21 protein-coding genes are annotated in these 20,077 nt (G+C 68.5%); 10 read left to right on the top strand and 11 right to left on the bottom strand.

The genetic code is table 11. The annotated features are described in order from the left end of the window. Positions 1-23 precede the first annotated feature (23 nt). Entirely contained in the window at positions 24-611 is a 588-nt protein-coding gene (locus AC3WTD_RS00630) for a sterol desaturase family protein (RefSeq protein ID WP_492612707.1), read from the top strand. An 18-nt stretch (positions 612-629) separates the two neighbouring features. Here AC3WTD_RS00630 and AC3WTD_RS00625 read toward each other — a convergent pair whose 3' ends face one another. The 4 genes from AC3WTD_RS00625 to ttcA form a co-directional block, all read right to left on the bottom strand. Beyond that, positions 630-1,400 carry a M48 family metallopeptidase gene (locus tag AC3WTD_RS00625; RefSeq protein ID WP_027491324.1) on the bottom strand — a complete coding sequence of 257 codons (771 nt, stop codon included), beginning with the start codon at positions 1,398-1,400 and terminating at the stop codon, positions 630-632. A gap of 115 nt (positions 1,401-1,515) precedes the next feature. Continuing rightward, a complete protein-coding gene (locus tag AC3WTD_RS00620) occupies positions 1,516-2,433 on the bottom strand; it encodes a recombination-associated protein RdgC (RefSeq protein ID WP_027491325.1) in 918 nt (305 codons plus the stop codon). A 199-nt stretch (positions 2,434-2,632) separates the two neighbouring features. Continuing rightward, a complete protein-coding gene (locus AC3WTD_RS00615) occupies positions 2,633-3,835 on the bottom strand; it encodes an amino acid aminotransferase (protein WP_027491326.1) in 1,203 nt (400 codons plus the stop codon). 5 nt (positions 3,836-3,840) lie between these two features. Then, complete coding sequence (gene ttcA, locus AC3WTD_RS00610; protein ID WP_492612706.1) at positions 3,841-4,713, bottom strand: tRNA 2-thiocytidine(32) synthetase TtcA; 873 nt, start codon at positions 4,711-4,713, stop codon at positions 3,841-3,843. Positions 4,714-4,822: 109 nt separating this feature from the next. Here ttcA and AC3WTD_RS00605 point away from each other — a divergent pair, with 109 nt between their 5' ends. Continuing rightward, positions 4,823-5,029: a YdcH family protein gene (locus AC3WTD_RS00605; RefSeq protein WP_027491328.1), complete on the top strand. Its 207-nt coding sequence runs from the start codon at positions 4,823-4,825 to the stop codon at positions 5,027-5,029. 14 nt (positions 5,030-5,043) lie between these two features. After that, positions 5,044-5,643, top strand: coding sequence for a GNAT family N-acetyltransferase (locus tag AC3WTD_RS00600; RefSeq protein ID WP_027491329.1), 600 nt, complete (start codon positions 5,044-5,046; stop codon positions 5,641-5,643). 124 nt (positions 5,644-5,767) lie between these two features. Here the strand turns inward: AC3WTD_RS00600 and pssA are convergent, their stop codons facing one another. From pssA to AC3WTD_RS00565, 7 genes are all read right to left on the bottom strand, one after another. Beyond that, complete coding sequence (gene pssA / locus AC3WTD_RS00595; RefSeq protein ID WP_492612705.1) at positions 5,768-7,159, bottom strand: CDP-diacylglycerol--serine O-phosphatidyltransferase; 1,392 nt, start codon at positions 7,157-7,159, stop codon at positions 5,768-5,770. A gap of 52 nt (positions 7,160-7,211) precedes the next feature. After that, positions 7,212-8,228, bottom strand: a complete 1,017-nt coding sequence (locus AC3WTD_RS00590; RefSeq protein ID WP_492612704.1) for an HlyD family secretion protein — start codon at positions 8,226-8,228, stop codon at positions 7,212-7,214. A 10-nt stretch (positions 8,229-8,238) separates the two neighbouring features. Continuing rightward, entirely contained in the window at positions 8,239-8,439 is a 201-nt protein-coding gene (locus AC3WTD_RS00585) for a DUF1656 domain-containing protein (protein ID WP_027491332.1), read from the bottom strand. Then, complete coding sequence (locus tag AC3WTD_RS00580; protein ID WP_492612703.1) at positions 8,429-10,558, bottom strand: FUSC family protein; 2,130 nt, start codon at positions 10,556-10,558, stop codon at positions 8,429-8,431. The genes AC3WTD_RS00585 and AC3WTD_RS00580 overlap by 11 nt, the downstream gene beginning before the upstream one ends. Positions 10,559-10,561: 3 nt before the next feature. Further along, positions 10,562-11,056 carry a MarR family transcriptional regulator gene (locus AC3WTD_RS00575; protein WP_027491334.1) on the bottom strand — a complete coding sequence of 165 codons (495 nt, stop codon included), beginning with the start codon at positions 11,054-11,056 and terminating at the stop codon, positions 10,562-10,564. Positions 11,057-11,209: 153 nt separating this feature from the next. Further along, positions 11,210-11,608, bottom strand: coding sequence for a DUF4156 domain-containing protein (locus AC3WTD_RS00570; RefSeq protein WP_027491335.1), 399 nt, complete (start codon positions 11,606-11,608; stop codon positions 11,210-11,212). 142 nt (positions 11,609-11,750) lie between these two features. Then, positions 11,751-14,612: a M16 family metallopeptidase gene (locus AC3WTD_RS00565; RefSeq protein ID WP_492612702.1), complete on the bottom strand. Its 2,862-nt coding sequence runs from the start codon at positions 14,610-14,612 to the stop codon at positions 11,751-11,753. 263 nt (positions 14,613-14,875) lie between these two features. Here AC3WTD_RS00565 and AC3WTD_RS00560 point away from each other — a divergent pair, with 263 nt between their 5' ends. The 7 genes from AC3WTD_RS00560 (at position 14,876) to AC3WTD_RS00530 (ending at position 20,047) form a co-directional block, all read left to right on the top strand. Then, positions 14,876-15,079: a hypothetical protein gene (locus AC3WTD_RS00560; RefSeq protein ID WP_492612701.1), complete on the top strand. Its 204-nt coding sequence runs from the start codon at positions 14,876-14,878 to the stop codon at positions 15,077-15,079. 41 nt (positions 15,080-15,120) lie between these two features. Continuing rightward, positions 15,121-15,597, top strand: coding sequence for a tRNA (uridine(34)/cytosine(34)/5-carboxymethylaminomethyluridine(34)-2'-O)-methyltransferase TrmL (trmL, locus tag AC3WTD_RS00555; protein WP_492612700.1), 477 nt, complete (start codon positions 15,121-15,123; stop codon positions 15,595-15,597). A gap of 151 nt (positions 15,598-15,748) precedes the next feature. After that, on the top strand, positions 15,749-16,399 hold the full coding sequence (locus tag AC3WTD_RS00550) for a ubiquinone biosynthesis accessory factor UbiJ (RefSeq protein ID WP_492612699.1): 651 nt from the start codon (positions 15,749-15,751) through the stop codon (positions 16,397-16,399). Beyond that, complete coding sequence (ubiB, locus tag AC3WTD_RS00545; protein ID WP_492612698.1) at positions 16,396-18,045, top strand: ubiquinone biosynthesis regulatory protein kinase UbiB; 1,650 nt, start codon at positions 16,396-16,398, stop codon at positions 18,043-18,045. Before AC3WTD_RS00550 ends, ubiB begins: the two co-directional genes overlap by 4 nt. A gap of 127 nt (positions 18,046-18,172) precedes the next feature. Next, positions 18,173-18,880, top strand: coding sequence for a pseudouridine synthase (locus tag AC3WTD_RS00540; RefSeq protein ID WP_027491341.1), 708 nt, complete (start codon positions 18,173-18,175; stop codon positions 18,878-18,880). 151 nt (positions 18,881-19,031) lie between these two features. Beyond that, the gene (gene arfB / locus AC3WTD_RS00535) at positions 19,032-19,454 is read left to right on the top strand and encodes an alternative ribosome rescue aminoacyl-tRNA hydrolase ArfB (protein ID WP_027491342.1); all 423 of its coding nucleotides are present in this window, start codon (positions 19,032-19,034) and stop codon (positions 19,452-19,454) included. Continuing rightward, positions 19,451-20,047, top strand: a complete 597-nt coding sequence (locus tag AC3WTD_RS00530) for a 1-acyl-sn-glycerol-3-phosphate acyltransferase (protein ID WP_492612697.1) — start codon at positions 19,451-19,453, stop codon at positions 20,045-20,047. Before arfB ends, AC3WTD_RS00530 begins: the two co-directional genes overlap by 4 nt. The last annotated feature ends 30 nt before the right edge of the window (positions 20,048-20,077 follow it).

The following is a 20,077-nucleotide window of genomic DNA, read 5'->3' as shown; positions in this document are numbered from 1 at the left end:
AAGGCAGGACGGTGCAGCAAGCGATGAAACGGAATCCCTGGCGCATCTTCGTCGACGCGGTGGTGCGGATGTCCGCCACCCGCGCCAACTACTGGACCGAGCTGGGGGTGGATGTCGTCCTGTGTCTGGCGCTGCTGGTCGCCGGTTGGCGACTGCACGCGGGCGGCGCGTGGAGCGCACTGCTGGCGCTGCTGCTGGGCCTGTTCGCCTTCAGCTTCATCGAGTACTTCTTCCATCGCTGGATGTTCCACACGCGGATCCCGCTGTTCACGCAGGGTCACGACATGCATCATCAGCGGCCACTGGGCTACGATTCGCTGCCGTTCTTCCTGCCGCCGACAGTACTGCTGGCGCTGGCCGGCGTAGTCGCGCTGGTCATGCCGACCGGCTTCGCCCTGCTGCTGGCCAGCGCGATCACCTTCGGCTACATCGTCTACGGCCTGAGCCACTTCATCATCCACCACGTGCGCTTCAAGCAGCCGCTGCTGCGGCGCTGGGCCGGCGCCCACCACGTGCACCACTATCACCCGGACTGCAACTTCGGCGTCACCACGCTGCTGTGGGATGTGCTGCTGGGCACGAAGTACGTGCGCCGGCCCAGGAACCACTGAGCCGGCCGCACGCGGACGTCAGTCGGCCACGTCGTCGACCAGCCGGTCGAGTTCGGCCTTGAGGATCGCGCCGTGCTGGCGCAGCCAGTCGCGCTGCTCGCGCCAGTCCGGAAACAGGTTCTCGACCTGCGCCCAGAACCGCGGCGAGTGGTTGCGTACCTTGAGATGGCACAGCTCGTGCACCAGCACGTAGCGCAACGCCGTCGGCGGCGCCAGCGCCAGCGCGAGGTCGAGATTGATGCGGTCGCGCGTGTCCAGGCTGCCCCACAGGCTTTTCATCGGGCGGATCTTCAGCGCGGTGGGCGCCAGCCCCAGCTGCGGCACGTAGCCGGCCAGCCAGCGCGAGACGTCGCGGCGGATCAGCGCTTCCAGATGCGAGGCGAGCAGGCCGCGGGCGATCGGCAGCGCGCGGGTGTGCGGACGCGGGATCACCAGCGTCAGCCCCGCCGCATGTGGCTCGACCTTCGGGTAGGCGCCTTCGATCCAGTCGAGCGTCGCCGTCTCGCCGCGCAGCGGGAAGCTGCACGGGTAGCCCACGCGCAGCGGCGGCAGCGGCTTCACGATCAGGTTCAGCTCGTCGAGCTTCTGCTCCAGCCAGTCGGCGTGGCTGCGCAGGAACGCGCTGACCTGGGCCGGGTGGGTGCCTAGCGGATAGGTGACCCTCGCGCCCTGCGGCGTCACCGTGAGGCGCAGCCGACGGGCACGCGGATGGGCGGCCTTCAGCACCCGGATGATGCTGCCGCCCACGGTGGCCAGTTCCAGCCAGTCGCCTTCCAGATGCTGCGCCATGATCCTGCCTGCTTCTTGCCCGGCCCTGTGCTGATCAACGGGGGAATCCGCCGCCCGCAAGCGGCCGGACGCCAAGTATGGCGCGCCGGACGTTCCGGCGATATGGCTTTCTCGTTCAGCTATCGGCCGGGCGCGGCAGCCCGAACCACTCCTCCAGCTTGCCCAGCAGACGCTCCAGCTCCAGCGTCAGCAGGGCGAAGCCGGCATCCAGCTCGGCATGGGCGTCCTGCTGGCTGTCGCCCAGCTCATCCATCACCACGTCGAGGAACTTCAGCTTGCGCACGATGAGGTCTTCGCCCAGCACGAAACTGATCCTCTCATCGAAGGTGAGACCGAGCATGAACACCTGCTTGCCGTTGCGCAGGTGCTCCTTGACCTCCTCGGCGTCCAGGTCCTGCCGGCGGCAGCGTGCGATCGCGCCGGTGGCGGTGGCCGGGTCGCGCAGCTCGCACTCATCGCCCAGGGTGAGCCCGGCCGGCAGGTTGCCGGTGGCCAGCCAGTCGGTCATCAGCACGCGCGGGCCTTCCTCCGGCGCCAGCGGCACCGCCGGGAAGCTGCCCAGCGCCTCGCGGATCTGGGTCAGCGCGTTCTCGGCCGACTTGCGGCTGGAAGTGTCCAACACCAGCCAGCCGTGCTTCCGGTCGACATAGGCAGACATGCGCGAGTTGCGCACGAACGCGCGCGGCAGCAGTTCGGTCAGCAGGTCTTCCTTGATCCGCTTGCGCTCGCGGCCGCCGACCTTGCGGCCTTCCTCCTCGGCGATCTTCTGCACCTTGCGTTGCAGTTCGTCGTTGATCACCGCGGCCGGCAGCAGCTTGTCCTCGCCGCCCACGGTCAGCAGCGTGCACTGCTTCACCGTGTGCGTGAGCGGCTCGCCCTCGCCACGGCCGACCGGCGGCACGAAACCCTTGGTGAACATTTCCAGCGGCCCGCACGGGCGCAGCCGGTGCTCGGCCAGCACTTCGTCGATGCGGTCGAGATCGGCGGCGACGGCGGGGGAAAAACGGAACAGCGTGAGGTTGCGAAAGAACATTCGGTATCCGGTTCAATGCTGCGAGAAGCAGCTGGTTTAGCCGTCATTCCGGCGAAAGCCGGAATCCAGCGCCTCGACATGGTCAAAGGCACTGGATTACTGGCCGCTTCCTGCGGCCAGCCCTTCGGGCCGCCTGTGGCGTTCGCTTCGGCATCCTGCCTTCGCGAGCCGGCTTTCGCCGGGATGACGATCAGGAGTATCAGCGGGAAACGGCAGCGACCGCCGCAGCCACCGTGTCGAGGTTGGCCCGGTTCAGTGCGGCCACGCAGATGCGGCCGCTGTCCAGCGCGTAGATCGCGTGCTCGTCGCGCAGCCGGTGCACCTGCGCCTTGCTCAGGCCGGAGTAGGAGAACATGCCGGCCTGGCGGTTGATGAAGCCGAAATCCGCGGCGCCGAGCGCGGCCAGTTTCTCGACGAAGCCCGCGCGCATGGCGTGGATGCGCCCGCGCATGCCACCCAGCTCCTGCTCCCAGCGCGCATGCAGTTCCGTGCTGCCGAGCACGCCGGCGACCAGCGCGGCGCCGTGCGTGGACGGGCTGGAATAGTTCGCGCGGATGGTCTGCTTGATCTTCGACAGCAGCCGCGCCGCCTCGTCGCGGTCGGCGCCGACCACCGACAGCGCACCGACCCGCTCGCCGTACAGTGAGAACGACTTCGAATACGAGTTGGCCACCACGAACGCCTTGATCCCCGACGCGGCCAGCAGCCGCACGCCGGCGGCATCGGCGTCGGCGCCCTGGGCGAAGCCCTGGTAGGCCATGTCGACGAACGGCAGCAGCCGGCGTTCCTTCAGCAGGTCGATCAGCTGCTGCCACTGCGTCGTGTCCAGATCCACGCCGGTAGGGTTGTGGCAGCATGCGTGCAGCAGCACCACGGTGCCCGCTTCGAGCCGGCCGAGGTCTTCCAGCATGCCGGCGAAGTCCAGCCCGTGGCTGGCCGCGTCGTAGTAGCGGTAGTCGACCAGGGCGAAGCCCGCGGTGCGGAACACCGCGTGGTGGTTGCCCCAGCTGGGGTTGCTGATGGCGATCTTCGCGCCCGCCCCGGCCACCTGCTTGAGCAGGTCCGCCGCCACCCGCAGCGCACCGCTGCCGCCGACGGTCTGTGCGGTGGCCACGCGGCCGGCCGCCAGCAGCGGCGAGTCGACGCCGAACACCAGCCGCTGGGTCGCCAGGTTGTACGCCGGCATGCCGTCGATCGGCAGGTAGCCGCGCGGCTTCGCCGCGGCGGTCAGCGCCTGCTCCACTTCGTGCACGCTCGGCAGCAGCGGGATGCGACCCTGCTCGTCGACGTAGATGCCCACGCCGAGGTTGATCTTGCCCGGACGCGGATCGGCCAGGTAGGTTTCGGTGAGACCCAGGATCGGATCGCCCGGGGCCATTTCAACGGATGCAAAGAAGGACACGGCGGTTACTCGACAGGTGGATGGGAAGAATGTCCAGGCGCGGCCGCGGCGTCCGTCGCGTCGGTCGGCCACACGGCCGCTACGCCCAGCGCGAAATCGAACAGCGTGCGGTCCGCCAGGTGCGAGGGCGACACATGGCCCAGTGCGCGGAAGATATTCTCGCTGCGCCCGGGCTGCTGGCGTTCCCACTCGGCCAGCATGCGCTGCACCGCCTGGCGCTGCAGGTTGTCCTGCGAGCCGCACAGGTTGCATGGGATGATCGGGAACCGCTGCTGCGCCGCATACTCGGCGATGTCGCTTTCGCGGCAATACGCCAGCGGGCGGATCACCACGTGGCGGCCGTCGTCCGAGCGCAGCTTCGGCGGCATCGCCTTCAGCTGCGCCTGGTAGAACAGGTTGAGGAAGAACGTGGCGAGGATGTCATCACGATGGTGGCCGAGCGCGATCTTGGTAATGCCGTTTGCCGCCGCCCAGGTGTACAGCGCACCGCGGCGCAGCCGCGAACACAGGCTGCACAGGGTCTTGCCGGCCGGGATCACCCGCGTCACCGTGCTGTAGGTGTCCTGCTCGATGATGTGGAACGGCACGCCGCACGATTTCAGATATTCCGGCAATACGTGCGCGGGAAAACCCGGCTGCTTCTGGTCCAGGTTCACCGCGATCAGCTCGAAGCGCACCGGCGCCTTTGCCTGCAGCTGCAGCAGCAGATCCAGCAGGGTGTGCGAATCCTTGCCGCCGGACAGGCACACCATCACCTTGTCGCCGTCCTCGATCATGCCGAAATCGCCGATCGCCTGGCCGACCTGGCGACGCAGGCGCCGGGCCAGCTTGCCGCTCTCGGCAGCCGACGGACAGGGGATCTCGAACTGGACGGACATGACGACCCATCGGACGGAGAAGAACGCCTATTGTAGCTGCCCGGGCGCCCCGCTACCGCCCCGCAAACGGCGTTAAACTAGGAAAATCGCCCCAGCAGTCGTCATCGCCATGCAGGTTCAGGATCACGCCGAGATCGTTCATCTGCTGGCCGAGTTGCGGATGGAGCACCGCGACCTCGACGCGGCGATCGAGCGGCTCGACGCGGCGATCGGCCGCGATGAGCTGCAGCTGACCCGGCTGAAGAAGCGCAAGCTGCTGCTGAAGGACAACATCGCCCGGCTCGAGAGCAAGCTGATCCCCGACCTCGACGCCTGAACACCGGACTCCCCATGAACCCGTTCGCCCCGCTCCGCCTGCACGACGAGTACGTCGTGCTGGAACCCCTGAGCCTCGACCACGTGCCCGCACTGGAAGCCGCCGCGGCCGACGGCGAGCTGTGGAACCTCGCGGTCACCAGCGTGCCGCCACCGGGCCAGGCGCACGGCTACGTCGAGAAGGCACTGCAGGGCCAGGCCGAGGGGCACATGCTGCCGTTCGCCGTGCGCGAGGCCGGCAGCGGCGAGATCGTCGGCAGCACCCGCTACTACGAGATCGACGCCGCGCTGCCGCGGCTGGCCATCGGCTACACCTGGTACGCCAGGCGCTGGCAGCGGACCCACCTCAACACCGCCTGCAAGCGCCTGCTGCTGGAGCACGCGTTCGAGGCGCTGGACTGCGTGGCGGTGGCCTTCCATACCGACGAGAACAACGAGGACTCGCTGCGCGCGATCGAGCGCCTCGGCGCGCAGCGCGAAGGCGTGCTGCGCGCCCACAAGCGCCGCACCGATGGCAGCCTGCGCAACACCGTCTGCTTCAGCATCCTCGCCGACGAGTGGCCGAACGTGGGGAACTGGCTGGGCATGCGGCTGAACCGGCTCGCCGCATCGTAGGGCGGACACCGCCCGCCCGGCTGAACCGTAGGAGCCCGCTCGCGAGCGATGCTCTTTCGAATCCCGAATCCCGAATCCCGAATCCCGAATCCCGGCTTTCAAGGCATCGCCCGCGAGCGCGCGCCTACAGCAGGCGGTTGACCAGCCGGTCCAGCCGGACACGGTTCACCCGGCGCAGCAGACGGCGCACTTCGGCCGGGTAGCGCCGCGGGCTTTCCAGCGCACGGTCATCGCTCAGCCGCGTGGCATGCCGGCGCAGGGCCGCCCACTCCGCCGCGTGTTTCGCCTGCAGCAGATGCGCCGGGTCGCGCAGTACCAGGCCGTTCTCCAGGTCCAGCGACCATGCGCGCGGGTTGAGGTTGTTGCCGGTCAGCACGGCCACGTCGTCGTCGATGAACAGGCCCTTCAGGTGGTAGCTGTTGTCGCCGTCGCGCCACAGATGCAGGTTGAGCTGGCCGCTGTCGATCTGCCGGCGATGCGCCCGCGCGAAGCGGCGCAGGTTGTTCTCGTACAGGTACGGCAGCAGGCCGATGGTCTTGAATGGCTGCCCCGGCGGAATGTAGAAATCGTTGGCGATCTTGTCGCCGACCATGATGTCGATACGGCAGCCACGCCGCAGCAGCTGGCCCAGCAGCACCCGCACCGGCCGCGGCAGGTTGAAGTAAGGCGTCAGCAGCAGCACCCGCTCGCGCGCGCCGCGCAGCAGGTCCAGCAGCGTCGCGTTCAGCGCGTTGTCGGCGCGGCCGAAGCCCAGCAGCGGCGTCACCGCGACCTCGCCGGCGCCCAGGATATCGGGCGGAATTGCGTACGCGGCGCGCTGCAGGTCCTGGCGCAACTCGCGGATGGCCGGCTGCAGCGATCGCGTGGACGGCACCTCGACCACGTCCAGCCGCTGCACGGCTTCGCTGCCGATAAAGTGCTGCTGCACGAACCCGGCCATCGCATCGGCCAGGCCGGCATGCTGCAGCAGGTGGTAGCGGTCGAGCCGGTAGCGCCCGTGCCGGGCCAGGTAGACATCGTTGAGGCTGGCACCGCTGTACAGTACCGCGTCGTCGATCACGAAGCCCTTCAAGTGCAGCACGCCGAATAGCTCGCGGTTCTGCACCGGCACGCCGTAGACCTCGACGCCCGTACCGAACCGCGCGGCGGCCTCGCGGTACATGCCCGCGTTGCCTGCGCTTTTCTGCTTGCCGATCAGGCCGCGCTGCGCGCGATGCCAGTCGACGAACACGGATACCTGCAAGCCCGGCACACGCCGCTTCGCCTCATGCAGCGCATCGAGCACCTCGCGGCCGCCGTCGTCGTCCTGCAGATACAGCGCCACGATCACGACGCGCCGCGTGGCCTGTGCGATCAGCCGCAGCAGCGTCTGCCGGAACGCGGCCGGATCGGGCAGCACGGCGATGGCTTCGGCGGGCACCGCGAAGAACGGCAGATCGGCGTGTGAGCGCGGTTTGCGCCGGAGCGGCAACATGCGGCGCGCGAGACGACCCGGTGCGGTGAGCAACTTGTTCATGGCGGAGTCGGCAGGCAACAGCGCGCATCATCGCAAACCACGCCTGGCATGCCTACCGCCGCTGCCTGTCGGCCGCGCGCGACTGCACCTCGATGGTGGCGGTCATGCCGGCGGCGATCAGGGTGTCGTCCGGCAGGTGGCTGGTGTCGATCGCGATGCGCACCGGCACGCGCTGGGCCAGCCGCACCCAGTTGAAGGTGGGGTTGACGTCGGCCAGCAGGTCGTTGCCGGTGGGGTTGTCGCGGTCGGTGATGCCGCGCGCGATGCCGGTGATGGTGCCCTTCAGCCTCACGCCGCCGGCCATCAGCCGGATGTCGACCGGATCGCCCACGTGCAACTGCGGCAGCTTGGTTTCCTCGAAGTAGCCGTACAGGTAGTAACTGTGGCTGTCGATCAGCGCCAGCCGCGGACTACCGGTGGCAGCATAGTCGCCGACGCGGACATCGAGGTTGGTGACGTAGCCGTCCACCGGCGCGCGTACCTCGGTGCGTTCCAGATCGAGCCGCGCCCGATCCAGCGCGACCTGCGCCTGCTCCACCGCGGCCTGCGCCTGCTCGCGTACCGCCGACGCCTGGCTGCCGCCGGCCCGAGCCTGCGCCCAGGTGGCGCGGGCGGAATTGGCGACGGCCGCGGCGTCGGTGCGTTCCTCCCGGGTGATGACGTCGCCCAGGTGCTGGCGGCGCGCGGCCTCTTCCGCACGCATCTGGTACTCGGCCTTGCGTGCCGCGGCACTGGCCAGCGCTGCGCTGATGTTGGCGCCGGCGGCACGGGCGCTGGCCTCGGCAGCGTCCAGGTTGGCCTGCGCCTGGTCGACCGCGTAGCGGAAACGGGCGGGGTCGATGGCGAACAGCAGGTCGCCCTTGCGCACCAGCTGGTTGTCGCTCACCGCCACGGCGGAAACCAGGCCGGAGACATCCGGCGCGATCCGCACCACTTCGGCGCGCACGCGACCGTCGCGTGTCCACGGCGAATACAGGTAGTGCTTCCACAGGGCGTGGCCAAGCAGGGCGGCGACGATGACGACGACGCTGGTGACGGCAATGCGCAGCAGCAGGGGTTTGTTGTTCATGGGCATGGACTCAGTGGATCAGCAGCAGTCCGGCGGCGCCGAACAGGCAGACGAACAGCGCCAGCCGCACCAGTGACGGATGCAGTACGTAGCGGTACAGGCCGAGCCGGCCGATCACCGCGTCGAGCAGCCACATCAGCAGCAGGCAGCCGCCGAAGACCACGACAAGGCTGGGCATCATGGCTCCGCCGATCACTATTTCAAGAGGCATGGGCAGGCTCCGCCGCCGTGGGCATGTACGGTGCCAACGCCGACTCGTCGTCGCGCAGCACGCTGCGCAGTTGATGCAGGTGCAACAGCATGCGGCGACTGCCGGACTGTGCGCCCGGCTGGTTGCGCAAGATTCCCATGATCGCCGCGGCGACGGCCTGCTCGGCCTGCTGCCAGCGCACGTGGTCCGGCGCCTCGAACAGCCTTGCCACGGCCTGCACCGCCTGCTGCGCAAGTTGCTCCACCGTAGCCGGCAACAGGCTGCCGGCCATGTCCTGGCGCAGTTCGATCAGGCCGCGGCCGCACTCGTGCACGGTCAGCGCCCAGGCCAGCAGGTCGCGCGACTCGCGGCTGTCCGGCCGGGTATACGTCACCACCTGCAGGAACAGGTCGCGATTGACGCTCTCGAAGCGGTACGCCAACCCCGCCAGCGGCGCACTGGCGGCCTGCACCACCTGCCGGCGCAACTGGCGCAGCTGGCGCGCGCGCTGCCAGCCGCTGCCGGTGATCGCGGGAATCACCATGAAGGCCACCGCGCTGAGCGCGAACCCGGCCAGCTGCGCGATCGCCTCGTTGAGGAAGAACGCCGGGTCGTAGCTCATCTGGTTGGTCAGCAGCATGCTGGAGACGAAACCGATGCCATAGCCCACGCCCGTGGTCGAAACCGCCGGCTTCGACTGCACGTAGTAGCCGGGAATCAGCAACGGCAGCGTGGCCATGACGAACATGGCGTAGCCGTCGCAACTCGGCAGCAAGCCGAACGTGACGACGAATGCCGCCGCCATGCCCAGCCCCTGCGCGAACAGGGTGCGGAACGCCGTCGAAACCGGGTTCGGCGCCATCGACAGCAGGCCGGCGAAGATCGTGGCGATCAGCATCGCGCTGGCCCCATGCGGCCAGCCGCTGGCCAGCCAGAACGCGCTCAGCGCGGTCATGGTGAAAAAAGTGCGCAGCACCGCCAGGCCGGCGCCGACATGGTCGTTGCCGCGGCGGAACTGCACCCGCTCCACGTTGCCGCGCAGGCGCTTGGCACGCAGCGAATTCTCGACCAGGGTGAAATCGCGCAGCTCGTCGGCGAAGCGCTGCAGCAGGATCGCGCCGGTGTCGAAATCGGTCTGCGCGACTTGCGGCAGCGTGGCGCGCAGTTGCTGCGCCAGCGCCGGCACGCTCCGCTCGCAGGCCTGCAGCCGCGGCGCCAGCACCGCCGGGTCGTGCTGCTGCGCCGGTTCCGGCGACAGTGCCTGGCCGATCGGCTGGTACAGCGCGACCAATGCATCGGCGACGTCGGCCCGACCGCTGCGCTGCAGCCGGTTGATCAGGTGATGCACCGACTGGAAGGTGGTGGTGGCCGCCATGTAGAGCTGGTTGATCAGGCGGATGCGACTGCTGCGCGCGCGCGCCTCGGGGTCCTCGAAGATCACCGCGGCGCGCAGGTTTTCCAGCTGCACCGCCGCGCGCACGAAGCGCAGGTAGGCTTGCTCCATGTCGGCGCGGGCGATCGCGCCGCCGGTGCTGTTGCGGGCAAAATCCAGGAAGTGGCCAAACTGTTCGCGCGCACTGCGTCGCAACACCTCGCGCAGGCGGCCCGGCAGGACCAGGTCGCTGACCGCGCCGGCTACGATCACGCCCAGCAGCACCTCGCTCACCCGCATCACCGCCGAATCGAACACGTTGAGCGGGTTGGTGATCGCCGGCATGGTCACGATCGCGGCGCTGTAGCCGGCCAGCATGAAGCCGTAGGACATGAAGTTGCGGTACAGCGTGGCGCCGCCGGCGCACAGCGCCACCCATAGCGACAGCGACAGCAGGAACAGCTCGCGCTGCTGCGGGAACAGCGCCATCAGCAGCACGCCGAACACGCTGCCGGCCAACGTGCCGATCGCCCGGTAGAAGCTCTTGGCCAGCACCATGCCGCTCTGCGGATGCATCAGCAGCAGCACGGTGATCATCGTGGTCGAGGGCTTTTCCAGCTGCAGCCACATCGCCAGCCAGGTCGCCACGTACAGCGCCAGCGCGGCCTTGAGCACGAAGATCCACGACTGGCCCTCGCCGGTGAGGAAGTCGGCCAGCCACGGCTGGCGCGATGGTCGCTGCGCGGATTCGACGGCGGCGGCGGACATGTCTCAGCTCTGTCCGAGGTGATCCAGGAACTTCCTCAGCAGCTTTTCCAGCTGGGCCAATTCGCGCGGCGACAGGCCGGCGCCCTGCCGTTCCAGCAGACTGCAGACCCCGGGCAGGAAACTCTCGACCATCGCCACGCCCGCCTCGGTGAGGGTGAAGGTGACCTTGCGCCGGTCCTCGCTGCTGCCGTCGCGCCCGATCAGCCCCTTGTCGCACAGTGCGTCGCCGAGCCGCGTGATGTTCGCGGATTTTTCGCCCGCCGCCTCGGCCAGCTGCGTGGGGTTCAGCGCGTACCCCTCGGTGCCGTACAGCATCATCAGCAAGTTGTATTCCGGATGGTTGATGCCCCACGGCTTGAGCAGGGCATTGGCGTCGTCATGCAACTGCTTGTAGGCGTGCTTGACCAGCCGCACCAGCACCGCCGGCTCGCGCGGAAATGCGGGGTGGCGGCGGCAGGTGACGGCAAGCCGTTGCTCGGTGGCGAGGAAACTGTTCATGGGATGGTTCAACTAGCTGCTATGGATTCTATCAATTTATGTAATATCAATATGTGTATGTTATGCATGTCCCCGCCGCCAGGCAAGCAGCCGGCGCCGCGGGCATGAAAAAAGGCGCCCCAAGGCGCCTTCCGATGATCGGACGGGAACTGCTCAGCCGCCGTGAATGGGGAATGTCTGGGTCTGTCCCGGCGCCGAGCTGGACCTGGCCGGCACGCCGGTCGGCGCGGGCCGGTTGGCGCCACACTGGTACGCGCCCCACGGCTGCGAGCCGTCGGCCGGTTCGGCCAGCGGCTTGATGGTGTCGGCGTGCATTTTGGCGGCTTCGTTGCGGGCCATCACTTCCAGTTCGTCGCGCACCTTGATGTCGTTGCGGTCGACCGGGCCGACGCGGCTCATCACCGAGACGGTGACCTTGCCCAGCTCGCGGCAGGAGGAGACGTCGCCGCTCCACGCCGTGCGCACGTTCTTGGCGGCGTCGTCCAGGGTGATGCCCCAGCTGCAGGCGCCGAGCAGGAGGACGGGGACGAGCAACAGCAGGGTCTTGCGCATGGGTGGCTCCGCGACGGTGGCTTGGACATGAAGGAGGCCGGGCGTTGCCGGCCCAGCCTCCATCCTAGCGCGGGGACGGCGGCGCGTCCCCCAACCGATGCACAACGCGTGGCGGCGGCGGATACCAGCGCCACGCACGGACTCATTTCACCGGCTTGCCGTCGGCGTCGAGTACCTGCACCTCGCCGAGCTTCAGCGCGCGGATCGGCGCCTCGATCTTGTTGAGGTCGCCGACGATCACCCAGGTCAGCTGGTCGGGGTGGATGACCTGCTTCGCCGCCGCCTCCACCGACGCATCGGTCTGCGCCTCGATGCGCGACTTCAGGGTCTGCACGTAATCGTCCGGCCGCTTGTACAGCGCGATGCCCTGCAGCGCGCCCATCACCGCCGCGGTGGTCTGGTAGCTGCCCGGCATGCTGCGCACGTCGCCGACCTTGATCTTGCCGATCTCCTGCGCGGTCAGCGGCTGGTCGCCGATCACCGCCTTCGCCTCCTTCAGCATCTCGGCCACCGACGGCGCAGTCTTGTCGGTCTGCACCGGCGCATACAGCATGAACGGGCGCTGGCCCTGCGCGTTCTGCAGGAAGCTGAAGGCGCCGTAGGCCCAGTGCTTGTCCTCGCGCAGGTTCATGTTGAGGCGCGAGGTGAAGGTGCCGCCGAAGGCCCCGTTCATGGTCTGGATCTCCAGGTTGTCGGGTGCCTCGGTGGACGGCGCCAGGCTGCCGGCGAGGATCAGGCTCTGCTGCGCGCCGGGGCGGTCGACCAGGTACACGCGCACCTGCTTCGGCGGTGCGACCTTGCCGATGTTCTTCGCCGGCACCTTGCCGACCGGCGCCTTCCAGTTGCCGAACGCGGCGTTCAACGGCGGAATGATCCTGTCCAGCGTGGTGTCGCCGGCGACCAGGATGCGCAGGTTGTCCGGGCGGATGAAGTCACCCATGAACGCGCGCATGTCGGCGGCGGTGATCGACGTGATCGACGCCTCGGTGCCGGTGCCGGTGAACGGGATCGCATAGGCGTGGCCCTTGCCGTACAGCAGCGGCGGCAGGGTGCGCAGCGCGATGCCGGTGGGCTGGCTCTTCTCCTGCGCGATGCGCGCCAGCCACTGGCCGCGCAGGCGGCCGATGTCGGCCTCGCGGAACGCCGGGTTGCGCACGATGTCGGCGAACAGCTCGAGCGACGGCTTCAGCTGGTCGTCCAGGGCGTTCAGCGTGGCGTTGCAGTAGTCCAGCCCGCAGCCGCTGGCGATGATCGCACCAAGCCGCTGCTTGCGCTTCGCGATCTCCACCGAATCGAGCGTTTTGGTGCCTTCGTCCAGCATCGACATGGTAAAGCTGGAGGTGCCGAGCTTGCGGCCCTGGTCGGCGGCGTAGCCGGCGTCGAACAGCAGTTGCAGCTGCACCGCCGGCACCGTGTGGCGCTCGGCCAGGATCACCTCGACGCCGTTGTCCAGCTTGCCGCGCTGCAAGGCGGGGAAGCTGAGGTCCGGGAAGACGCCGACCTCGGGTACGCCCTTGCTGCGGTCGAGATCACTCTTCACCAAGCGGTAGTCGCCCTTCGCCGACAGCACCGGCGCCAGCGCACCGCTGGCTGCGGCGCGGCCGGCCACGGTGGCCATGTCGGTGGCTTCGACCTTGCCCGGCGCCACGGTCAGCGTGTAGTCGCCCCTGGCGATCCACTTGTTCGCCACCGCGCTGACCTGCGCCGGCGTAGCCGCCATGTACTCCCTGAAGTCCTTCAGGTACGCGCCCGGGTCGTCGCGATACAGCTGGCCCTGGGCCAGGATCGAGGCCTGCGTGTTGACCTTCTCCAGCCCGCGCACGAACGAGGCGCGGGTTTCCGTCTTGACCCGCGCCAGCTCGTCGGCGCTGGGGCCGTCCTTCAGGAATTTCCGCCACTCGTCGGCAATCGCTGCCTCGACCTTGGCCGGGTCGGCGCCTTTTTTCACGTCCACCTGCAAGTTGAACAGGCTGGCCAGCACGTGCTGCTCGACGTCGACCGAGACGTCGTCGGCCAGCTTGTCCCGGTAGACCAGCCGCTGGTACAGCCGCGAGGTCTTGCTGCCGCCCAGCACGGCGGCGGCCAGTTCCAGCAGGTTCTCGTCGCGACTGCCGCGGCCGGGCACGTTCCACTCGCGATAGATGCGCACCTGCGCCACGTTGTCGGTCATCGAGCCGCGCGTGGACTGCGTGCGCGGCGCCACCCACGGCTGCGGCCGCGGCACCTGCGGGCCGGCGGCGATGTCGCCGAAGTACGTCAGCATCTTCTCCTTCGCCAGCGCCGGCGTGATGTCGCCGGACAGCACCACCACCGTGTTGGCCGCGCCGTAGTAGTCGCGGAACCACTGCTTGACGTCGCCCAGCGAGGCCGTGTTCAAGTCGTCCATCGAGCCGATGGTGTCGTGGTGGTACGGGTGGTTGGCCGGGAATGCCTCGGCCTGGATCAGCTCGCTGGCGCGGCCGTAGGGCTGGTTCTCGCCCTGGCGCTTCTCGTTCTGCACCACGCCGCGCTGCTCGTCGAGCTGCGGCTGGCCGATCGCGCCGAGCAGGTGGCCCATGCGGTCCGATTCCATCCACAGCGCCATGTCCAGCGCGCTGGTGGGCACCGTCTCGAAGTAGTTGGTGCGGTCGAGCCAGGTGGTGCCGTTCTGGTCGGTGGCGCCGGCCAGCTCGAACGGCTTGAAGAATTCGTCCTTGTGGTTCTCCGAGCCCTGGAACATCAGGTGCTCGAACAGGTGCGCGAAACCGGTCTTGCCCTTCGGCTCGTACGACGAACCGACGTGGTACCACACGCTCACCGCCACCACCGGCGCCTTGCGGTCCTCATGCACCACCACGGTCAGGCCGTTCGGCAGGATGAAGCGGGTCCAGGCGAGCTCGGGGATCTGCTGGGTCAGCGCGACCGCGACAGCGCTGTCGGGAGTGGGAGCGGCCAGGGCCAGCGGTACACCGCCAACCAGGTTGAGCAGGCCGGCGACGAGCAGCACAAGGGGCTTCTTTTTCACGGGTGAACCTCCTTTTCACGGACAAGTCCACGCAGGCTAGCGGCACCCCGATGGCATCGCAAATGACTTGCGGCACAGGTCGCCGCCGACCTGTCCGGCTGTCCGCCGGCGGGCGGACGACTGTCCGCGGACAATCCTGCGCCCGCGCCACCGGGTTGTTGAACCGCGCCAAATCAACAACTTGTACACGTAACGCGACCTGGCACGGGGATTGCTCCAACGGCTTGGCAAGGACTTCCCTTCATTCATCGGAGCCATGACCCATGAAATTCGAGACCTTGATGTTGCACGGCCTGTTCATCGCCTGCCTGGCGGTCTGCGGCCTGATCCTCGGCGCGATGATGACGATCGCCCCGGGTTCGGTGCAGCTCGCTACCCACGGCAGCGTCGCGGCGATCCTGCTGGCCGGGCCGACCAGTTGCGCGTTGCCCGCGGACGGCGTGGTCTGTCCGCTGGTCGGCGGCTGAGCGTACGCCGCAACCCAGCCCGCACACGCGATAATGGCGGGATGCTCCATATCATCCTGTTCCGCCCCGAGATCCCGCCGAACACCGGCAACGTGATTCGCCTGTGCGCGAACACCGGCGCGGCGCTGCACCTCATCCGTCCGCTCGGTTTCGCGCTCGACGACGCCCGCCTGCGCCGCGCCGGGCTGGACTACCACGAGTACGCCAGCGTCGCGGTGCACGACGACCTGGCCAGCTGCCTCGACGCGATCGGCGCGCCGCGGGTGTTCGCCTTCAGCACCCGCGGCCGCGTCGCCCACGTCGACGCCCATTTCGCCGACGGCGACGCGCTGCTGTTCGGCTGCGAAACCGCCGGCCTGCCGGGTGAGGTGCTGGAATCCATTCCCGCCGAACGGCGCCTGCGCCTGCCGATGTGTCCGGACAGTCGCAGCCTGAATCTGTCAAACACCGTCGCCGTGGCCGTCTACGAAGCGTGGCGCCAACTCGGCTTCGTTGGAGCGGCTGGGAGCAGGGAATAGGGAATGGGGAATAGGAAATAAGAGCAGAAGAAAGAGCGCCGGTACTCGCGGCATCTTTCAGGCTGGCCATAAAGCACTCTACCTATTCCCTATTCCCCATTCCCCATTCCCTCTTACCGCGGCGCCCGCGCCGCCCCGCTACAATCGCCGCATGAACGCCGCCACTCCCAACTCCTGGTTGCCGCAACCGCTGCGCAAGCTCGCTGGCCGCGCGCTGGAAACCGCGCTGAACCATACCTTGTCGCTGGACCCCGACACGCAGCAACGGCTGGCGGCGTTGAACGGTCGCAGCGTGCAGTTGCACCTGCGCGGGCCGGAAATCGCGCTGGCGGTGACCGTCGACGACGCGCGGCTGAAGGTGGGCCCGCCGCACGAAGACAGCCAGCTGAAGGTGGCCGCCACGCCGGGCAGCCTGCTGGCGATGATGTTCCGCCGCGACGACGGCGGCGTCGCGCCGGGCAAGGTGGAGATCGCCGGCGACGCCGAGCTGGCACGCCGACTGGAAAAGCTGGCCGGCAAGTTCGCCCCGGATTTCGAGGAAGCGTTCGCGCGCACGTTCGGCGACGTGCTCGGCGTGCCGCTGGCGGCAGCCGTGCGCAAGGGCCTCACCCACGCCCGCGAGACCGCCAGCCATCTCACCGAGGACAGCGCCGACTGGCTACGCGACGAGGTTCGCGTGGCCATGGCGCCAGGCGAAGTCGAAGGGTTCCTCGACGGTGTGGACGACGTACGCGAACGCAGCGAACGGCTGGAATCGCGCGTGCAGCGCCTCTTGCAGCGCCTGCAGGACCACGCCGCGTGACGCCGCTGAAGGTGGTGCCGCGCCTGCTGCGGGTCGCCTCGGTGCTGCTGGCGTACCGGCTCGACGAACTGGTCGATGCCACCCACCTGTACCGTCCGCTGAAGCTGCTGCGCCCGCTGGTGGCGCGTCCGCGCATCGACATCCGTGGCCTGCCGCGCGGTGCGCGCCTGCGCCACGCGCTGACCGAGCTGGGGCCGATCTTCGTCAAGGCCGGCCAGGTGCTGTCGACCCGCCGTGACCTGGTGCCGTCGGACATCGCCGACGAGCTGGCGCTGCTGCAGGATCAGGTCGCGCCGTTCCCCGGCAGCGAAGCACGGGCCATCGTCGAGGGTGAACTGAAATTGCCGATTGGCCATCTATACGCCCAATTCGACGAAATGCCGCTGGCCTCCGCCTCGATCGCCCAGGTGCACGCCGCCACGCTGCACGACGGCCGCGAGGTAGTGGTGAAGGTACTGCGCCCCGGTATCGACGCGCAGATCGCCCGCGACGTGAAGCTGCTGCGCTCGCTGGGCGAGCTGGCCCAACGCTGGCACCCGAACGCCGACAAGATCCGCCCGCTGGACGTGGTGGCCGAAGTCGAAAAGATGCTGGAGAACGAGCTGGACCTGCAGCGCGAAGGCGCCAGCGCCAGCCTGCTCAAGCGCAATTTCGCCAGCGGCACCGACCTTTACGTGCCCGAGGTGCACTGGGAGCTGACCAGTGCGCGCGTGTTGACGCTGGAGCGCGTGCACGGCATCAGCTCGGACGACATCGCCGCGATCGACGCCGTCGGGCTGGACCGCAAGGCGCTCGCCGCCAAGGGCGTGCGGGTGTTCTACGAGCAGGTGTTCCGCGACAACTTCTTCCACGCCGACGCCCACCCCGGCAACATCTGGGTCGACCCGTCGCGCGTCGGCGAACCGCGCTTCATTGCGCTGGACTTCGGCATCATGGGCTCGCTGCCCGAGGCCGACCAGTACTGGCTGGCACAGAACTTCATCGCGCTGTTCGAACGCGACTACGCGCGCATCGCCAAGCTGCACGTGGACGCCGGCTGGATGCCCGCCGACGTGCGCCTGGACGAGCTCGAAGCGGCGGTGCGCACGGTGTGCGAGCCGTACTTCACCCGCCCGCTGGCACAAATCTCGCTGGCCGAGCTAGTGGTGAAGCTGTTCCAGACCGCGCGCCGCTTCCAGCTGACCCTGCAGCCGCAGCTGATTCTGCTGCAGAAGACCCTGCTCAACATCGAGGGCGTCGGCCGCATGCTCGATCCGGAGATCGACATCTGGGCGGTGGCGCATCCCGTGCTGAAACGCATCCTGCGCGAACGCTACAGCGTGCGACACACCTTGCGCGAGGTGCGCAGGCGGCTGCCGGAATGGCTGCACGAGGCGCCGCAATTCCCCGGGCTGGTGCGCGACGCGCTGGGCCGGCTCGCGCGCGGCGAGCCACGCGTGGCGAGCGATCCGCTGGCGCTGAAGCTGAGCCTGGACATCGCCCGCCGCCAGCACAAGCTGCTCGCCTGCGGCCTGCTCGGCAGCGCCTCGCTGATCGGCTCGACCCTCTTGTGGACACTGGCGCCGCAACACGGTATCTGGCTCCCGCTGGGCGCCGGCATCGCAGGCCTGCTCGCGTTCGCGATCGGCTGGCCACGCTCGCGCTGACCGCTTCCGTAGGAGCCCGCTGGCGGGCGATGCGGTTGCCTTTGCGAATCCCGAATCCCGAATCCCCAATCCCGGCTTTCAAGGCATCGCCCGCCAGCGGGCTCCTACACACAAAAAGCTCAGGCAAATGCTCGACATTCTCTACCAGGACGATGCGCTGATCGCGGTGAACAAGCCCGCGAACCTTGCCGTGCATCGTTCGAAGATGGTCGGCAACGCGGAGGAGTTCCTGATCGACCTGCTGCGCGAACAGGTGGGTGACAGCGTGTACCTGGCGCACCGGCTCGACCGCGCCACCAGCGGCGTGCTGCTGGTGGCGCGCAGCAAAGAAGTCGCCGCCGCGCTGGGCGGGCAGTTCATGGGCCGCCTGATGCACAAGCGGTACCTCGCCGTGGTGCGCGGCTGGCCGGAACCAGCCGAAGGCGTGATCGACTACCCGCTGCCCGGTTCGCGCGAAACCGGCCCGCGCCGCGAGGCGCGCACGCACTACCGGCGGCTGGCCACGGTCGGGGTGCCGATCGCGCTGGGCCGCTACCCGCAACAGCGTTACGCCCTGCTGCTGGCCGAGCCGGAAAGTGGCCGCTTCCGCCAGATCCGCAAGCACCTGGCGCACATCCACCACCCGGTGATCGGCGACTGCCAGCACGGCCGCGGCGACCACAACCGGCTGTACAAGCAACACTTCGGCTGCCACCGGATGCTGCTGCACGCGTGGCGGCTGGACTTCCGCCACCCACAGACGAGCGAGTCGATGTCGCTGCAGGCGCCGCTCGATGGCGAGTACCGCACCTTGCTGGAGCGCTTCGACTGGTCGACTGCGCTGAAAAATCCGTAAGAGCCCGTTGGCGGGCGATGCCTTGAAAGCCGGGATTCGGGATTCGGGATTCGGGATTCGCAAAGGCAACCGCATCGCCCGCCAGCGGGCTCCTGCCGCACCAGCGGCATCCCCGTTTCGGCCCACCGATTCGATCCCCTACACTTCCCGCATGCTGACCATCAGCCGCACCCTCACCCTGCCCGAATCCGAACTGGTCGAGCGCTTCCTGCGCGCGGACGGTCCCGGCGGGCAGCACGTGAACCGCACCGAAAGCGCGGTGGAGTTGCGCTTCGACGTGGCAAGCTCGCCCTCGCTGCCGGACGAAGTGCGCGAGCGGCTGCTGGCCCGGCGCGATCGCCGGCTCACCGCCGACGGCGTGCTGGTGATCCAGGGCCGCCGCTTCCGCGATCAGGGGCGCAACCGCGATGACGTGCGCGAGCGGCTGGCCGAACTGATCCGCGGCGCGCTGCTGCCGCCAAAGAAGCGCGTGGCCACCAAGCCGACCCGCGCCTCCAGGGAGCGCCGCCTGGCCGGCAAGCAGCAGCGCGGCAAGATCAAGCAGACGCGTTCGCGCAAACCGGACCTCGAATGAGGGGACGCCTGTTTACGCCGGACCAGTTGCCGGCGCAAATGCCCAGGTTGCGCGACGGCTGGCAACGCAAGACCTGCCGCGCCGTGCTGCGCCTGCGCGGCTGGAGCCTGGCCGGCGAGTTTCCCGATGTGCCGAAACTGGTGCTGATCGTCGCGCCGCATTCGTCCTGGTGGGACGGCGTGTGGGGCCTGCTGCTCAAGGTGGCGATCGGTGCCGACGTGCACTTCATGGCCAAGCAGGAACTGTTCCGCGGACTGCTCGGCGGCCTGCTGCGCCGGCTCGGCGGCATGGCGATCGACCGCGGCGCCGCCAGAGGCGTGGTCGAGCAGATGATTGACCAGTTCCGCCAGCGCGAAAAACTCTGGCTGGGCATTGCGCCGGAAGGCACGCGCAAGCCGGTGAAGCGCTGGAAGAGCGGCTTCTGGCGCATCGCCCGCGAGGCCGGCGTGCCGATCTTCCCGGTGGCATTCCATTACCCCGACAAGACCATCCAGCTCGGTCCGCTGTTCGACACCAGCGCCGACATGGAAGCGGACCTCGCCCGCCTGCGCGCGTTCTACGCGCCGTTCCGGGGCAAGCACCGCAACATCTGACCACCACGCGGCGACCGGTTCAGGACTGGA

Source organism: Rhodanobacter sp. FW106-PBR-R2A-1-15 (assembly GCF_058789735.1).
Note: the sequence above shows the minus strand (reverse complement) of the source record. Positions and strands in the feature narration are given on the sequence as shown.

What these genes read in the sequence shown, in the direction of transcription:
- AC3WTD_RS00630 (WP_492612707.1), top strand. Translation starts at nt 24, where the DNA reads ATGAAACGGAATCCCTGGCGCATCTTCGTCGACGCGGTGGTGCGGATG.
- AC3WTD_RS00625 (WP_027491324.1), bottom strand. Translation starts at nt 1,400, where the DNA reads ATGGCGCAGCATCTGGAAGGCGACTGGCTGGAACTGGCCACCGTGGGC.
- AC3WTD_RS00620 (WP_027491325.1), bottom strand. Translation starts at nt 2,433, where the DNA reads ATGTTCTTTCGCAACCTCACGCTGTTCCGTTTTTCCCCCGCCGTCGCC.
- ttcA (WP_492612706.1), bottom strand. Translation starts at nt 4,713, where the DNA reads ATGTCCGTCCAGTTCGAGATCCCCTGTCCGTCGGCTGCCGAGAGCGGC.
- AC3WTD_RS00605 (WP_027491328.1), top strand. Translation starts at nt 4,823, where the DNA reads ATGCAGGTTCAGGATCACGCCGAGATCGTTCATCTGCTGGCCGAGTTG.
- AC3WTD_RS00600 (WP_027491329.1), top strand. Translation starts at nt 5,044, where the DNA reads ATGAACCCGTTCGCCCCGCTCCGCCTGCACGACGAGTACGTCGTGCTG.
- pssA (WP_492612705.1), bottom strand. Translation starts at nt 7,159, where the DNA reads ATGAACAAGTTGCTCACCGCACCGGGTCGTCTCGCGCGCCGCATGTTG.
- AC3WTD_RS00590 (WP_492612704.1), bottom strand. Translation starts at nt 8,228, where the DNA reads ATGAACAACAAACCCCTGCTGCTGCGCATTGCCGTCACCAGCGTCGTC.
- AC3WTD_RS00585 (WP_027491332.1), bottom strand. Translation starts at nt 8,439, where the DNA reads ATGCCTCTTGAAATAGTGATCGGCGGAGCCATGATGCCCAGCCTTGTC.
- AC3WTD_RS00580 (WP_492612703.1), bottom strand. Translation starts at nt 10,558, where the DNA reads ATGTCCGCCGCCGCCGTCGAATCCGCGCAGCGACCATCGCGCCAGCCG.
- AC3WTD_RS00575 (WP_027491334.1), bottom strand. Translation starts at nt 11,056, where the DNA reads ATGAACAGTTTCCTCGCCACCGAGCAACGGCTTGCCGTCACCTGCCGC.
- AC3WTD_RS00570 (WP_027491335.1), bottom strand. Translation starts at nt 11,608, where the DNA reads ATGCGCAAGACCCTGCTGTTGCTCGTCCCCGTCCTCCTGCTCGGCGCC.
- AC3WTD_RS00560 (WP_492612701.1), top strand. Translation starts at nt 14,876, where the DNA reads ATGAAATTCGAGACCTTGATGTTGCACGGCCTGTTCATCGCCTGCCTG.
- trmL (WP_492612700.1), top strand. Translation starts at nt 15,121, where the DNA reads ATGCTCCATATCATCCTGTTCCGCCCCGAGATCCCGCCGAACACCGGC.
- AC3WTD_RS00550 (WP_492612699.1), top strand. Translation starts at nt 15,749, where the DNA reads ATGAACGCCGCCACTCCCAACTCCTGGTTGCCGCAACCGCTGCGCAAG.
- AC3WTD_RS00540 (WP_027491341.1), top strand. Translation starts at nt 18,173, where the DNA reads ATGCTCGACATTCTCTACCAGGACGATGCGCTGATCGCGGTGAACAAG.
- arfB (WP_027491342.1), top strand. Translation starts at nt 19,032, where the DNA reads ATGCTGACCATCAGCCGCACCCTCACCCTGCCCGAATCCGAACTGGTC.
- AC3WTD_RS00530 (WP_492612697.1), top strand. Translation starts at nt 19,451, where the DNA reads ATGAGGGGACGCCTGTTTACGCCGGACCAGTTGCCGGCGCAAATGCCC.